General features: G+C 58.4%; 15 protein-coding genes. 7 read left to right on the top strand and 8 right to left on the bottom strand.

All coding sequences use genetic code 11. The features are described 5' to 3' along the window. Positions 1 to 16 precede the first annotated feature (16 nt). From WCX49_RS02340 to WCX49_RS02325, 4 genes are all read left to right on the top strand, one after another. On the top strand, positions 17 to 2110 hold the full coding sequence (locus WCX49_RS02340) for an RNA degradosome polyphosphate kinase (protein WP_345985970.1): 2094 nt from the start codon (positions 17 to 19) through the stop codon (positions 2108 to 2110). Between the two features lie 20 nt (positions 2111 to 2130). After that, complete coding sequence (locus tag WCX49_RS02335; RefSeq protein WP_345985969.1) at positions 2131 to 2667, top strand: gamma carbonic anhydrase family protein; 537 nt, start codon at positions 2131 to 2133, stop codon at positions 2665 to 2667. 12 nt (positions 2668 to 2679) lie between these two features. After that, positions 2680 to 3300 carry a TRIC cation channel family protein gene (locus WCX49_RS02330; RefSeq protein ID WP_345985968.1) on the top strand — a complete coding sequence of 207 codons (621 nt, stop codon included), beginning with the start codon at positions 2680 to 2682 and terminating at the stop codon, positions 3298 to 3300. 139 nt (positions 3301 to 3439) lie between these two features. Further along, positions 3440 to 4063 (top strand): hypothetical protein, encoded by a 624-nt coding sequence (locus WCX49_RS02325; protein ID WP_345985967.1) that lies wholly within the window; start codon positions 3440 to 3442, stop codon positions 4061 to 4063. 41 nt (positions 4064 to 4104) lie between these two features. Here the strand turns inward: WCX49_RS02325 and argJ are convergent, their stop codons facing one another. Genes argJ through rpmB form a run of 3 tightly spaced genes read right to left on the bottom strand, consistent with a single transcriptional unit; the run spans position 4105 to position 6634 of the window. Further along, the gene (argJ, locus tag WCX49_RS02320; RefSeq protein WP_345985966.1) at positions 4105 to 5292 is read right to left on the bottom strand and encodes a bifunctional glutamate N-acetyltransferase/amino-acid acetyltransferase ArgJ; all 1188 of its coding nucleotides are present in this window, start codon (positions 5290 to 5292) and stop codon (positions 4105 to 4107) included. After that, complete coding sequence (locus WCX49_RS02315) at positions 5285 to 6415, bottom strand: NAD-binding protein (RefSeq protein WP_345985965.1); 1131 nt, start codon at positions 6413 to 6415, stop codon at positions 5285 to 5287. Before WCX49_RS02315 ends, argJ begins: the two co-directional genes overlap by 8 nt. Before the next feature lie 27 nt (positions 6416 to 6442). Then, a complete protein-coding gene (rpmB, locus tag WCX49_RS02310) occupies positions 6443 to 6634 on the bottom strand; it encodes a 50S ribosomal protein L28 (RefSeq protein WP_231020187.1) in 192 nt (63 codons plus the stop codon). A 153-nt stretch (positions 6635 to 6787) separates the two neighbouring features. Between rpmB and rpe the strand changes: the two genes are divergently transcribed. Genes rpe through WCX49_RS02295 form a run of 3 tightly spaced genes read left to right on the top strand, consistent with a single transcriptional unit; the run spans position 6788 to position 8812 of the window. After that, positions 6788 to 7429, top strand: coding sequence for a ribulose-phosphate 3-epimerase (gene rpe / locus WCX49_RS02305; RefSeq protein ID WP_345985964.1), 642 nt, complete (start codon positions 6788 to 6790; stop codon positions 7427 to 7429). Positions 7430 to 7436: 7 nt separating this feature from the next. Then, entirely contained in the window at positions 7437 to 8024 is a 588-nt protein-coding gene (locus WCX49_RS02300) for a phosphoribosylanthranilate isomerase (RefSeq protein WP_345985963.1), read from the top strand. After that, complete coding sequence (locus WCX49_RS02295) at positions 8021 to 8812, top strand: 3'-5' exonuclease (protein ID WP_345985962.1); 792 nt, start codon at positions 8021 to 8023, stop codon at positions 8810 to 8812. Before WCX49_RS02300 ends, WCX49_RS02295 begins: the two co-directional genes overlap by 4 nt. A 323-nt stretch (positions 8813 to 9135) precedes the next feature. Here the strand turns inward: WCX49_RS02295 and accA are convergent, their stop codons facing one another. The 5 genes from accA to gpmI form a co-directional block, all read right to left on the bottom strand. Further along, entirely contained in the window at positions 9136 to 10074 is a 939-nt protein-coding gene (gene accA, locus WCX49_RS02290; RefSeq protein WP_345985961.1) for an acetyl-CoA carboxylase carboxyl transferase subunit alpha, read from the bottom strand. Positions 10075 to 10083: 9 nt separating this feature from the next. Continuing rightward, on the bottom strand, positions 10084 to 11310 hold the full coding sequence (locus tag WCX49_RS02285; protein ID WP_345985960.1) for a beta-ketoacyl-ACP synthase II: 1227 nt from the start codon (positions 11308 to 11310) through the stop codon (positions 10084 to 10086). Positions 11311 to 11400: 90 nt separating this feature from the next. Beyond that, entirely contained in the window at positions 11401 to 11631 is a 231-nt protein-coding gene (gene acpP, locus WCX49_RS02280) for an acyl carrier protein (RefSeq protein WP_231020181.1), read from the bottom strand. Between the two features lie 87 nt (positions 11632 to 11718). Continuing rightward, positions 11719 to 12465 carry a 3-oxoacyl-ACP reductase FabG gene (gene fabG / locus WCX49_RS02275; protein WP_345985959.1) on the bottom strand — a complete coding sequence of 249 codons (747 nt, stop codon included), beginning with the start codon at positions 12463 to 12465 and terminating at the stop codon, positions 11719 to 11721. 171 nt (positions 12466 to 12636) lie between these two features. Then, positions 12637 to 14112, bottom strand: a complete 1476-nt coding sequence (gpmI, locus tag WCX49_RS02270) for a 2,3-bisphosphoglycerate-independent phosphoglycerate mutase (RefSeq protein ID WP_345985958.1) — start codon at positions 14110 to 14112, stop codon at positions 12637 to 12639. Between the last annotated feature and the right edge of the window lie 36 nt (positions 14113 to 14148).

The following is a 14148-nucleotide window of genomic DNA, read 5'->3' as shown; positions in this document are numbered from 1 at the left end:
TTTTCCCGAGCTGCTTATGACCAATCTGAAAGACCCAAAATTCTATTTCAACCGTGAACTCTCCTGGCTCCAGTTCAACACCCGTGTACTGCAGCAAGCCCAGGACAAAAAACAGCCGCTGCTCGAGCGCCTGAAGTTCCTTGCCATCTACGGCACCAACCTCGACGAATTCTACATGATCCGCGTTGCGGGGCTCAAGAAGCTCTTCACCTCCGGGATCATCCTCTCGGGCCCCGACCGTCTCACCCCGCTGCAGCAGCTGCGCGAAATCCGCAAGTACCTCCACCGGGAGCTGCAGGTCGTCGAACATACCTTTATCGAGATCATGTCCGGCCTGAAAGACGAGGGAATCTTCCTCAAACGCTATTCGGAGCTGAACAACCAGGAGAAGGGGGAGGTCAACCGCTACTTCCATGAACACATCTATCCTGTAATCGTTCCGATCGCCGTCGACGGTACCCACCCCTTTCCGCACCTGAACAACCTCAGCTTCGGCCTCATCGTCAAACTCCAGGACAACGACGATGCGAACGTCCAGCGCTATGGCCTGGTGCGCATCCCGCGGGTCCTGCCCCGCTTCGTGCAGATCGGCACCGGCATCTACGTGCCCATCGGCAGCATCGTCGCACAGCACATCGATGAGCTCTTCCCGGGCTATACCCTGCTGCAGTACACCCCTTTCCGCGTCACGCGCAACGCCGACATCACCATCGAAGAGGAGGAGGCCGACGACTTCATGGAGATGCTCGAAGAGGGACTCAAACTCCGCAAAAAAGGGGAGCTTGTCCGTCTCGAGATCGGGGTCGACGCCGATGATGAACTGATTGACTTCTTCAACCGCCATACCAACGTCTATAAAGACGACCTCTACCGCTTCAAGATCGTGCTGAACCTCGCCAGCCTTTGGCAGATCGTCGGCAACAAGGATTTTGCGCACCTCGTCGCGGCACCGTACAAACCGCGGAACCTCCCCCCGCTGGATTCAGAGGACAGCATCTACTCCGTCCTCGACAAACAGGACGTCCTGCTCTATCACCCCTATGAGAGTTTCGAGCCCATCGTCAAGTTCATCCAGGCGGCGGCCAAGGATCCCGACGTCGTCTCCATCCGGATGACGCTCTACCGCAGCGGGACGAACTCCCCCATCGTCAACGCCCTGATGCAGGCGGCCGAATCGGGCAAGCAGGTCACGACCATGGTCGAACTCAAGGCGCGTTTCGACGAGGAGAACAATCTCATCTGGGCCAAGGCGCTGGAGAGCGCGGGCGCGCACGTCATCTACGGCATCCCCGGCTTCAAGGTCCACGCCAAGGCCGCCCTCGTCACCCGCAAGGTCGGCGACAAGCTCAAACAGTACGCCCACCTGGGCACGGGGAACTACAACCCCGGTACGGCGAAGATCTATACGGACGTCAGCTACATGACCTCCAACGAGGCGATCACCAACGACATGACCCGCTTCTTCCACTTCCTGACGGGCTTCAGCAAGAAAGGGAAACTCAACAAGCTCTACATGTCCCCGACACAGACGAAGCCGAAGATCCTCTCGCTGATCCAGAACGAGACCCGCATGGGGACGGAGGGGCGCATCATCGTCAAAGTCAACTCCCTCGTCGACGAGGACGTCATCCGTGCCCTCTACAAAGCGTCGCAGGCCGGGGTCAAGGTCGACCTGATCGTCCGCGGGATCTGCTGCCTCGTCCCGGGCATTGAAGGGGTGAGCGAAAATATCCGGGTCACCTCCCTGATCGGAAAGTACCTCGAACATGCCCGTGTCTTCTACTTTAAACACGGCCATCCGCAGATGTACATCTCGAGTGCCGACTGGATGCCGCGGAACCTCGTGCGCCGTATCGAACTGATGACGGGCATCGAGGACGAAGAGTCCAAAGAGAAGCTCCTGCAGCTGCTTACCCTCCAGCTCACGGACAACGTCCTTTCCCATGAACTGCAGAGCGACGGAAGCTACCACCGGGTCGAGTCCGGTGAAAACCCGGTCAACTCCCAGCTCCTGCTCGAACAGCATACGACCAAACTCTACAAGTCGTCGAAAAAACGCGACACGACCTACATCAACAAACTGGCCTCCCGCCTCTTCAAAGAGAGCTGAGGCCGCCGCAAGGAGCAGCAATGACCTACCCTTTCAAGCAATGGGAACCCCAGATCGGTGACGATTCCTGGATCGCGAAGAGCGCCGACGTCATCGGGAATGTCACCATGGGTGAATCCTGCGCCGTCTGGTTCGGCTGCGTCGTACGCGGGGACGTCCACCGCATCGTCATCGGCGACCGGACCAATATCCAGGATCTCTCCATGATCCACGTCACCCACTATAAAAAGCCCGACATGAGCGACGGCCACCCGACCGTCATCGGCAGCGACGTCACCATCGGCCACCGCGTCATGCTCCACGGCTGTACGATCGAGGATGCCTGCCTGATCGGCATGAGCGCGACCATCCTCGACGGCGCCGTCATCGGCAAGGAGTCCATCGTCGGTGCCGGGGCGCTGGTCACGAAGAACAAAGTCTTCCCGCCCCGTTCCCTCATCATGGGCTCCCCGGCCAAAGTCGTCCGGGAACTGTCCGATGAAGAGGTCAAAGAGCTTTACGCCTCGGCAGAACGCTATGTCGCGTTCAAAGAGGATTTCCGCATCGCTGGTGCCTAAGACGCCAAAGCCATGGACTTTTTCATCCTCGCCGACATCATCGGCATCGTCGCCTTTGCCCTGAGCGGTTTCCTTGCCGGCGTCCGTCACCGGCTCGACCTGCTGGGGCTCATCATCGTCGCCTCCCTGACGGCGCTCGGCGGCGGGGTCATCCGTGACCTCATGCTTGACCGCACCCCCTTCGCCTTTACCCACTACTACCCGGCAGTAACTGTCATCGCCAGTGTTCTACTGGCCCTCGCCCTCCGCCTCTACCGCCGGGACGCGCTGGAACGCAAATGGCTCTTTATCATCAGCGATACCGTCGGCCTCGTCGCCTTCAGCATCACCGGCGCCCTGCTGGGGATTGCGGCGGAGTTCAACTTTTTCGGCATCATCATCGTCAGCTTCCTCACCGCCATCGGCGGCGGGGTGACCCGTGACGTCCTCGTCAATACCGTCCCAGCCATCCTCACCAGCGACTTCTACGGCACGATCGCCGTCATCGTCGCCGTCTTGCTGATCCTGCTCGATGCCGTCGGCTGGCTGAACGACACGGCCATTCTCGCCGTCGCCCTCTTTGCCACCGTGCTCCGCCTCGTCGCGCACTACCGCGGCTGGCACCTCCCCCACCTCGACCTTCCCCCGCGCTGAAACCCGCGATTTCGCGGGAGGCATTAAATAACTTTTTTTTATTTTTCAGAAAAATGTGAATAAAATGTGATTGTCTGTATGATAAATGAAAAAAGTTTGCCTATCGTGCACACCATCTTTCTTCAAGAGAGGAGTAAAAATGAAGAAAACGACCCAACTGCTCAGCGCCCTGGCAGGCGCCGCGATCCTGTCGGCATCGGCGGCTACCGCCGCGGACAAGTTCGTCTGGCTGCCCGTCTTTAACACCCCGGACTGGAAAGCGAATATCGAAGTCGCCGCCGTCGGCGGGACGATGGATTTTGACAACGGTTCTGTCAAAGATGACTATAACTACGGTGTCGAAGTCTCCCTCGACTGCCCCGTATTCACCCTGCCCGGCGACAACCTGCTTCGCCAGCAACTGAGCCTGAGCCGTTACGATAAAGATGACGTGACGATCACTGCGATCGAAATGAACCCCTACTATTTCATCCATTTCACCAAGAACCTCGTCCTCGGCGTCGGACCGGGAATCGGTGCAATGTATACCGAATACCCCGTGACCACGAGTACAGGCGGACTGTTCCCGACGACATCCACCGATACCCAGAATGACTGGCTCTTTACGCTGCAGGCCGGCGCGGGTCTGAAATACTATATGGGAAGTTTCCTGGCGGGTGTGGATATCCGCCGTACATGGACCACCGAAAACGATTTCGGCGGTACGAAGAAATACAGCCTCGACAATCTGCGGACCCTTCTCAAGGTAGGCTACCGCTTCTAACGACGGCCGCACGGGCCGCCGTATTCTCCTTCAAATCGCCGCTACGTTCTGTAGTCGGCGTTGATCTTCACGTACTCGTGACCGAGGTCGCAGCCGTAGGCGTCAAACGCCCCCTCGCCCACTCCCAGGTCACAGCTGATCGTAAAGCGTTCGCGTTTCATCACCGCCGCCGCCAGCTTTTCGGAGTCGGCATCAAAGAGGATCGTCCCCCTGTCGTAGACGCAGACCTCGTCGAAACTGACCGTGAGCGTCGCCTCGTCACACGTAACGCCGCTGGCACCGATCGTCGATGCGACCCGGCCCCAGTTGGGGTCCTCGCCGAAGATGGCCGTTTTCATCAGCAGCGAGTTGGAGAGTGCCTTTGCGGCCGTCTCCGCCTCGGCGTCGCTGGCGGCGCCCGTCACGTGGAAGGTGACCATCTTCGTCGCCCCCTCCCCGTCGCTGACCATCATCTGCGCCAGTTCGAGCAGCATCTCGTGCAGGGCCGTCTTGAACGCCTCGGCATCAAACGCGCCGCTTTTGCGGTTGGAAAAGAGCATTACCGTATCGTTCGTCGACGTATCGCCGTCGACGCTGGCCGCGTTGAAGGTCGTCGGAATGACCGCTTCGAGGCACTCCTGCAGCTCCGCGGCGCCGGCATCGGCGTCGGTGGTGACAAAACAGAGCATCGTCGCCATCGCCGGGTTGATCATGCCCGCACCCTTGGCAATCGCCCCGAGGCGGAAACGTTTGCCGCCCTCCAGGACGACCTCCGTCGACACCATCTTGTAGAAGGTGTCCGTCGTCATGATCGCTTTCGCGGCCGCCAGGCTGTCCTTGGTAGAGAGATCGAAGGTCTTTGCCGCCGCCGTAATCTTGGCTTTGGGCATGCGGACACCGATGACCCCCGTGGAACTCATGACCGGGTTCTGAAGGACGCCGTAATGCGCCTGCAGCTCGCCCAGGACCTCGTCGATATCGCTGATCCCCGCAGGGCCCGTCATTGCGTTGGCGTTTTTGGCGTTCATCAGGACGAAGTTGCTCTTGAAGCTGCCTTTCGCCCGGTAGTGGCGGATCGGTGCGGCCGTCATCTTGTTGGTCGTGAAGACCGCCGCCATCTCACAGGGGGTGTCGGCATAGATAAAGGCGACGTCGTCCGCCCCGTTCGGGCGCAGGCCGGCACTCGCCGCCCCCGCAAAGAACCCCTCCGGCGCGCAGACGCCGCCGCCGACTTTTTTCATCTCAAACATAACGCAACTCCTGCGGTTTTTTACGCTGTTTCACCAGCTCTTTGGTCATTTTGATCCCCTTCTCGGTCCCGACGACCAGCAGTTTCGACTCGCTGGTGACGAGGTCGTCGCCTTTGGGCATGGCGACGAACTTGCCGTCTTTGCGCGTCACCCCGACGACGGAGACGTTCGCGATCTCACGGAGATGGGTCTCCTTGAGGCGGTTGAGCACCATCCAGCTGTACTTGGGCACGAAAATCTCCTCCATGTCCAGCGGGGTGTCGCTGCGGTAGAGGAACTCCTCGAGGAGGTTCTCCATATCGGGGCGCGCCGCCATGGAGGTGATGCGCTGCGCCGTCAGCTTCGTCGGGGATACGACGGTATCCGCCCCGAGTTTTTTCAGCTTCTCGACGTCACTCATCGTCTCGGCCGAGCTGATCAGGTTGTACGGCCGCGGCAGCTGGTGCTCCTTCTCGAAGAGGCGCACGGAGGCGATGATGGCGATGTTGTCCGCGATGAGCGGCGAGAGGGTGATCATCCCGCTCGCGGAGCTCAGGTGCGCCTTGAGCATCGCCACCTCCGTGTGGGGCTCTTCGCGGAGGAAATAAGGGTACTTGTGCTGTTTCGCCCACGCCTCGATCTCCTCGCGGGGATCGATCACGACGAAGGGGATGTGCGAACGGCGCAGCTCCTTCGTGACTTCGATGGTGTAATCGTTGTGGTAGCAGATGACAAAATGCTTTTTCAAGCGCGCGATCTTGTAGAGCATGTCCCGCTCCTTTATGGTTTTGTAGATGTTGCCGCGGTTGATCTCGTTGACCAGAATACCGACCGCCATCGAGAAGACGGCGAACCCGGTAATGATCAGCGTGATCGTAAAGAGCCTTCCCGCATCGGAGATGGGGGCGATCTCCCCGAAGCCGACCGTCGTAAAGGTGATCCCCGTCTGGTAGATGGCGTCGATGAGCGAAAAGTCGTCGATAACCATGTAGCCGATGGTGCCGAGGAACATGATGATTGCCGTAAAAATCAGCGGCAGTCTAAACGGTTTGAGGTGGCTGTAAATATCGGGAAGTAGATCGTATTGGGGTTTGGGAGGGGTCTCCCAGTGAAGAAAGGCCCGAATCTTTTCGATTAGATTCAAACGGCGCTCTATTTTAGGCGTAAGGGGTTACGCCTGCTTTTTCTTCATAGTACGAAGCTCAGAAGCAGAGATCTTAATCTTCTTAGTCGTACCGTCTTCCATCTGGACGCGGACGGTGCGAAGATTAGGCATGAAACGTCTTTTCGTGCGATTTTTCGCGTGAGAAACGTTGTTTCCGCTCATTGGGCCCTTACCGCTAATAGCACATTTTCTTGCCATATGAAGGCTCCTTGCGTAAATTTAGTGGCGCATTATATCCTCTCAAATCAAAAGAGTTCCTTAAATAGCCACTGTAGCACGGGGTGTACCGACATTTTATCGCAATGCACGCACTATTTGGATAAAATGCCACAAAAAAGAAAGGGTAGCGCAATGCTTGTAGCCCCCAGTATTCTCTCCGCCGATTTCGGCAACCTTGCACGCGACGTCAGCGCGATCTGCGACGCCGGGTGCGACCTGGTACACGTCGACGTCATGGACGGCCATTTCGTTCCGAACCTCACCATCGGACCCGTTGTCGTCTCCGCGGTCGCCGAGGCGGCCACCAAACCCCTCGACATCCACCTGATGGTCGAGAACAACACCTTCTTCGTCGACCTCTTCGCCCCGCTGAAACCGGCGTACATCTCCTTTCATATCGAAGAGGAGAAACACCCGCACCGCCTGGCGCAGTACATCCGCAGCCTCGGCATCAAACCGGCCATCGTGCTCAACCCGCACACGCCGGCCGAAAGCCTCGAGTACCTGCTGCCCTATATCGACATGGTCCTCGTCATGAGCGTCAACCCCGGTTTCGGGGGCCAGAAGTTCATTGACGTGTACGAGAAGGTACGCCGCCTGCGTGACCTGCGCGACCGTCTCAACCCCGACTGCCTCATCGAGGTTGACGGCGGGGTCAACGACGCAAATATCGCCGCGCTCGCCGAAGCGGGCGTCGACGTCTGTGTCGCCGGCAGCTATGTTTTCAAACACGCAGACGGCCTCAAAGCGGCCATTAACAGCCTGAAAGTCTGAGCCTTCCGTGCGCGTCAAGATCTGCGGCATCACCTCCTATGAAGACGCGATGAGTGCGATCGAAGCCGGGGCCGACGCGCTTGGTTTCGTTTTCTATCCCCCCTCGCCGCGCCATATCTCCCCCGAAGCGGCCGCGGAGATCATCAAAGCACTCCCTCCCTTTGTCGAGAAGGTCGGTCTCTTCGTCAACGAGGAGGCCCAGGCTATCAACGCAGCGGCGAAGAGGAGCGGCATCACCCTCGCCCAGATCCATTTCGACGCGCCCGAAAGCCTTTTTGACGCCCTGGAGTGCCCCTATGTTCGCGTCATCCGGGCCCAGAACCCTGAAGACGTCAAAGCGTACGCCGACGAGTACCGCCTCGTAGACGCCTATTGCGAGGCGTACGGCGGCATGGGCAAGCGGCTCAACCTCGAGTGGTTCAAGGGTGTCGACTGCTCGAAGATCATCCTGGCCGGCGGCCTCTCACCGGAAAACGTCGAAGAGTGCCTCCCTTACGGATTTTATGCCCTCGACGTCAGCAGCGGTGTCGAAGCGTCCAAGGGAAAAAAAGACCCCGAGAAGGTTGGCCTGTTTATTGCAAAGGCCAAGGCATGATCGAAGCCTCCCAACTCCCCCAGAAGCTCTGCGAGGGTCTTACTGCCTACCAGATAGAGCATCTCACCGGCGAATCCGTCGATCTGGCCGTCGAACTTATGAAAGCACAGGGGCTCGAACTTGTCAGCCGTGACGGTACACGCTACTACCCCCAAAGCTGCGACCAGCTCCTCTCCGCGGCGACCTTCTGCATCGTCGACATCGAGACCAACGGTTCCAAACCCGACAAGCACCAGATCATCGAGATCGGCGCCGTCAAGGTACAGAATCTCCACATCATTGACCGGTTTGAAAGCCTGGTACGCTGCGACCATATCTCGGGGCACATCACCGAGATCACCGGTATTGCCGAAGAGGACACCCAGAATGCCCCGACCATGAAAGAGGTACTCGAAGCGTTCAAAATCTTCCTGGGCAATGACATCTTCGTCGGCCACGACGTCAAATTCGACTTCCAGTTCACCTCCAAGATGATGGAGCGCGTCGGGATGGCTCCCCTGCTCAACCGCAGTCTCTGCACCATTGATCTGGCCGAGCGTACCATCAGCTCCTACCGCTACGGCCTCGCCTTTCTGAATGAACAGCTCGAACTCTATAAAGAGGCAACCCACCACCGCGCCCTCTCCGATGCGATGACGACGGCCAAACTCTTCAAGCGCACCCTCAGATGCATCCCCACGGAGATCCAGACCGTCGAAGAGCTCATCACCTTCTCCAAAAAGGCCAAACGCCTCAAACGCCCGAAATTCCCGCCCCAGCCCCCGGAACAGACACCCCCCGAAGCGTAACCAGAGTGCTAAGTGCTAAGTGCTAAGTGCTAAGTGCTAAGTGCTAAGTGCTAAGTGCTAAGTGCTAAGTGAAACGTATGACAATCCGCTTCATCTGTCAAGTCCAAAACGATTATTAGCGTGTCAGCAGGATCACCGGGGCATGGTATGTCCCGAAAGCGCACTCCGAGAGTATTTCTTCCAGGGCGCAGCCTTTTATCCTTTTTTCTTCCCGGTTCGGCTTCTTTTTTGGATAAGCGAAAAAGAAGGGGAACAAAACAGTTTAAGAAAATAAAGAGAGGTCGGAGCAGCTAGGCCGCCCCAAGAAAAAAAAGTTAGCTGGATTAGTTTTCGGAGTAAGCGCCCATACCCGTCAGACGGTCATAGCGCTTATGGCGGCGTTCAGATCCGCTGTAGTTCGAGAGTTCATTGATACGCTCGAGAATGTAGTTTTTCATCGCATCCGCCGCACCGGACTTATCGCGGTGCGCTCCGATGAGCGGCTCGTCGATGACGTCGTCGATCAGGTCGAGCTCTTTAAGGTCGCTACTGGTGATCTTGAGCGCCTTCGTCGCCGCTTCCGCTTTGGACGGATCGTTCCAGAGAATGGCAGAGCACCCTTCCGGGGAGATAACGCTGAAAACGGAGTAGCGCATCATCGCCAGACGATCGGCCACGCCGATAGCCAGCGCACCGCCGCTGCCCCCCTCGCCGATAACGATGGAGATGGTGATCGTCTCCAGTTTGGAGAGCTCCAGCAGGTTGCGGGAGATCGCTTCGCTCTGGTTGCGCTCTTCGGCACCGAGTCCCGGGTAGGCGCCCGGGGTGTCGATGAGCATGACGACGGGGATGTTGAACTTGTCCGCCAGCTGGGCGCAGCGCAGCGCCTTGCGGTACCCCTCGGGATGCGGCATCCCGAAGTTGCGCTTGAGCTTGTTCTTCGTTCCGCGACCCTTCTGTTCCCCGATAACCATCACGCGCTGACCGTCGATGTAACCCATGTAGCAGAGGATCGCCGCATCGTCGCGGAAGTGGCGGTCGCCATGCAGTTCGTACTTGTCTTCGAGCAGCAGGTTGATGTAGTCGAGCGCGTACGGACGGTCCGGGTGGCGCGCCAGCTGCAGCTCCTGGTAGGGGGAGAGGTTCTTGTAGGTTTTACTGACCTCTTTCTCCAGATCTTTTTTCAGGATCTCGGCGGCATGGAGGTCGTGACGCACCTCTGCGCTGACGATCTCTTCCTGGATCTGCTGGATCTTCTGCTCAAAGTCGAGGTAGGTAGCCAATGCCGGACCTTAGAGCTTCTTGAAGATAACGACGCCGTTGGTGCCGCCGAAACCGAAGGAGTTGCTCATGACAATGTTCAGTTCCGCCTTGCGTGACGCGTTCGGGACGATGTCCAGGTCGCAGTTCTCGTCCGGGTTGACGTGGTTGATCGTCGGCGGGATGATGCCTTCTTGCATCGCCATCAGACAGACGACCGCTTCGATACCGCCGGCCGCGCCGAGGCAGTGCCCCGTCTGGCCCTTGGTAGATGTCACCGGCGGGCAGTTCTCTTTGCCGCCGAAGAGCTCTTTGAGCGCTGCCGTTTCGTTCTTATCGTTCGTCGGCGTGGACGTACCGTGGGCATTGACGTAGTCGACTTTCGGGTTGCCGGCCATCGTCATCGCCGCTTTCATTGCGCGAAGCGGGCCGTCCATGCTCGGGCTCGTAATGTGGCTCGCGTCGCCGCTCTCGCCGAAACCGATCAGCTCGCCGTAGATCTTCGCACCGCGCGCAACGGCCGCATCATACTCTTCGAGGACGAGGGCTGCCGCCCCTTCACCCATAACGAAACCGTCGCGCTCCGCGTCAAAGGGACGGGAAGCCGTTTTCGGGTCGTCATTGCGTGTGGAGAGCGCTTTCATGGAGGCAAAACCGCCGATACCGACACCGGTCACCGCAGACTCTGCCGCGACGACGAGCATACGGTCCGCACCGTTGCAGATGATCGTCTTCGCCGCTTCGCTGATGGAGTGTGTTCCCGCCGCACAGGCAGTAACCGCCGCGACATTGGGGCCTTTCAGACCGTGCTCGATGGAGACGAAACCGCCGAGCATGTTAACCAGGGCGCTCGGGATGAAGAAAGGGGAGATGCGGCGCGGCCCGCGGGTTTCAAGGACGATAGAGTTCTTCTCGATCGCCGGAAGACCGCCGATACCGGATGCCGCAGCGACACCGAAGCGCTCGTACTCGATCTCGATCTCGTTGAACGCCGCATCTTCCATCGCTTCCTGGGCCGCTTTAAGGCCGAGGTGGATGAAACGGTCCGCTTTTTTGACCTCTTTGGCGGCCATGACGGTCGCAGGGTCGAAGTCTTTGACCTCACCGGCAATCAGGACACCCTGTCCTTCGGCTTCGGCATCGAAAAGGGTAATTCTGTCAATGCCGCTCACGCCGTCGCACATCGCTTTGAACGACTCTTCTTTATTGTGACCGACAGCATTGATCATGCCCATACCCGTTACGACAACTCTTCTCACATCAACTCCTGAAAAATATGTGTATAGCTTTATATACCCGTCCGAGGACGGCAATACAAAACCATTTTGCGGGAAACCCGCAAAGGAAACTTACGCCTTGTTTTCGACGTAGTTTACGACATCCTGAACCGTCTGAATTTTTTCAGCTTCATCGTCCGGGATTTCAATATCGAATTTTTCTTCGAGTGCCATGACCAGTTCAACGACGTCGAGGCTGTCCGCTCCGAGATCTTCAACGAATTTCGCATCCGGCTTTACTTCGTCCGGGTTTACGCTCAGTTGTTCAACTACGACTTCTTTGATGTCATCCAAAAGTGCCATTATAGCTCCTCTTTCCAATTTGAAATTCCGGAAGTATAGCATACGGAATATAAAAAAAAGCGCTGAAGGGGGGTCCCCCCTCCGGCCTTAGGCCATGTTCATCCCGCCGTTGACTTTGAGGGTTTCGCCCGTAATATAGGAGGCGGAGTCGGAGAGCAGGAAGGCCGTCGCTTCCGCGACTTCGCGTGCTTCGCCGAAGCGTCCCATCGGGATTTTGGAGGTAAAGTTGGACTTGATATCGTCGCTGAGTTCGTCGGTCATATCGGTGGCGATAAAGCCCGGCGTGACCGTGTTGTAACGGATACCGCTCGTGGCCGCTTCGATGGCGAAACTCTTCGTCATCGCGATCAGGCCGCCCTTGGACGCCGCATAGTTCGTCTGCCCCGCGTTGCCCGTTTCACCGACGATGGAGGCGATATTGACAACGGCGCCCTGCTTCTTCTTTCGCATCACTTTCATCGCTTCACGGCAGCCGATAAAGGCGGAAGTGAGGTTGGCGTTGATCACGGCGAGGAACTCCTCCGTTTTCATGCGCAGGGCCAGCTTGTCGTTCGTGATCCCGGCGTTGTTGACCAGGTAGCCCAGCTCGCCGTCGGTGTCGACGATCGTCTTGATCGCATCGACAAAAGCCGCTTCATCCGCGACGTCGAAACCGATGGTCTCCGCTTCGCCGCCCGCGGCGATGATCGCCGCCTTGACCGCTTCAGCCGCCTCAGCGCCGCTGCGGTAGTTGACCCAGACCTTCAGGCCGTACCCGGCCAGTACTTTCGCGATCTCCGCGCCGATCCCCCGGCTTGATCCCGTTACCAATACGTTTTTACCACTGAATTTCATCTCACTCCTTTTGAATAATTTACTTACATCTACGGGAACTCTGCCGTAATGCATAAGCGCGGTTTACTGCGCGTGCCCCGCAGGAAATACCCTTGGGGTATGGGCTCTCCGCCAAGGAGAACACAGCGTTAGCGTAGGCATCCTGGCTTTTGCTCGGATGCCGTACCCAAACTATAAGAGGCTGTCGTCCATCTCGGCCGGTTTGTCCACGCCCATCAGTTCGAGGACCGTCGGGGCGATGTTGTTGAGACCGCCGGGGTGGACTTTTTCAACCCCTTCGGCCATGACGAAGGCCCAGACCTTGCCGACGGTGTGGTTGGTGAGCACATTGCCCTGCTCGTCCCACATCTCCTCGCAGTTGCCGTGGTCGGAGGTGAGGACCATCGCGTAATCCTTCACTTTCGCCTTCTCCACGATGCGGCCGAGTTCACGGTCGACGGCTTCGACGGCCTTGATCGCGGCGTCGTAAACACCCGTATGGCCGACCATGTCGCCGTTGGCGAAGTTGACGACAATGAAGTCGTACCCTTCGTCCATCGCGCTCAAAACAGCGTCACCGACCGCGGGAGCGCTCATCTCCGGCTGCAGGTCGTAGGTCTTGACCTTCGGGCTCGGCACGAGCACCCGCGCTTCATTCGTATAGGGCTCGTCGATGCCGCCGTTGAGGAAGAAGGTGACGTGGGCGTACTTCTCCGTCTCCGCCGTATGGAGCTGGCGAAGTCCCCGGCTGCTGATCACTTCCGCCAGGGTGTTTTTCGGCGTCTCTTTCCGGAAGAGGACCGGGTAGCTGAAGCTTTTGTCATACTCCGTCATCGTCGCGATGTTTGCCACGGCGAAAGGGCGGTCGAACTCGGCGAATTCCGGCGAGGCCAGCGCCGTCGTGATCTCGCGGACGCGGTCGCTGCGGAAATTGGTGACGAGCACGGCGTCGCCCGCTTTCATCCCCCCGTAACCGTTGAAGGCTGCCGGGACGATAAACTCGTCCGTCTCTTTCCTCGCGTAGGAGGCTTCGACATAGGCTGAAGGTGAGAGGTCACTGGCAGGCTGCGCGGTCACGATCGCGTCGTAGCCGCTCTGGACGCGTTCCCAGCGGTTGTCCCGGTCCATCGTATAGAAGCGGCCGCCGATGGTCGCGATCCGGACGTTCGGGCTCAGGGCCTCCTGCAGCTTCTCCAGGTAGTGGGGTGCGGACGTCGGCGAGACGTCGCGACCGTCGGTAATGAGGTGGAGCCACACCTTCTTGCCCGCCGCTTCGCCGATCTTTGCCAGCGCGATCGTATGATCAAGGTGCGAATGGACCCCGCCGTCACTGAAGAGGCCGACGAGGTGCAGCGTGTCGGAACGCTCCAGCAGCGCCGTCAATGCCGGGTTGCCTGCCAGCGTCCCTTCGGCCACGGCGAGGGAGATCTTGACGAGGTCCTGGTAGAGCACCCGGCCGCTCCCGATGGTCATATGACCTACTTCGGAGTTCCCCATCTGCCCCTCGGGCAGGCCGACGCTCAGGCCGAAGGTATCGATCAGTGCGTGGGGAACCTCCGCGAACAGTTTCTCATAGGTCGGCTTTTTGGCATGGTAAAAAGCGTTCGCTTCCGTCCGTTGGCTGTAGCCGACACCGTCCGTGATCACGAGTACTGTCTTTTGTCCCATAAAAAATCCTTTGAAGGCTATCGTGCAACCTGTCGG

It is taken from the genome of Sulfurimonas sp. HSL-1656, assembly GCF_039645585.1.
Taxonomy (GTDB): domain Bacteria; phylum Campylobacterota; class Campylobacteria; order Campylobacterales; family Sulfurimonadaceae; genus Thiomicrolovo; species Thiomicrolovo subterrani.
The sequence above is the reverse complement of the archived record's forward strand: the minus strand, read 5'-3'. Positions and strand labels throughout refer to the sequence as shown.

Bases quoted from the DNA above. Each gene is read 5' to 3' on its own strand.
- WCX49_RS02340 (WP_345985970.1), top strand. From the start codon at position 17: ATGACCAATCTGAAAGACCCAAAATTCTATTTCAACCGTGAACTCTCC.
- fabG (WP_345985959.1), bottom strand. From the start codon at position 12,465: ATGAAATTCAGTGGTAAAAACGTATTGGTAACGGGATCAAGCCGGGGG.
- acpP (WP_231020181.1), bottom strand. From the start codon at position 11,631: ATGGCACTTTTGGATGACATCAAAGAAGTCGTAGTTGAACAACTGAGC.
- rpmB (WP_231020187.1), bottom strand. From the start codon at position 6,634: ATGGCAAGAAAATGTGCTATTAGCGGTAAGGGCCCAATGAGCGGAAAC.
- argJ (WP_345985966.1), bottom strand. From the start codon at position 5,292: ATGTTTGAGATGAAAAAAGTCGGCGGCGGCGTCTGCGCGCCGGAGGGG.
- rpe (WP_345985964.1), top strand. From the start codon at position 6,788: ATGCTTGTAGCCCCCAGTATTCTCTCCGCCGATTTCGGCAACCTTGCA.
- WCX49_RS02295 (WP_345985962.1), top strand. From the start codon at position 8,021: ATGATCGAAGCCTCCCAACTCCCCCAGAAGCTCTGCGAGGGTCTTACT.
- gpmI (WP_345985958.1), bottom strand. From the start codon at position 14,112: ATGGGACAAAAGACAGTACTCGTGATCACGGACGGTGTCGGCTACAGC.
- WCX49_RS02335 (WP_345985969.1), top strand. From the start codon at position 2,131: ATGACCTACCCTTTCAAGCAATGGGAACCCCAGATCGGTGACGATTCC.
- WCX49_RS02330 (WP_345985968.1), top strand. From the start codon at position 2,680: ATGGACTTTTTCATCCTCGCCGACATCATCGGCATCGTCGCCTTTGCC.
- WCX49_RS02325 (WP_345985967.1), top strand. From the start codon at position 3,440: ATGAAGAAAACGACCCAACTGCTCAGCGCCCTGGCAGGCGCCGCGATC.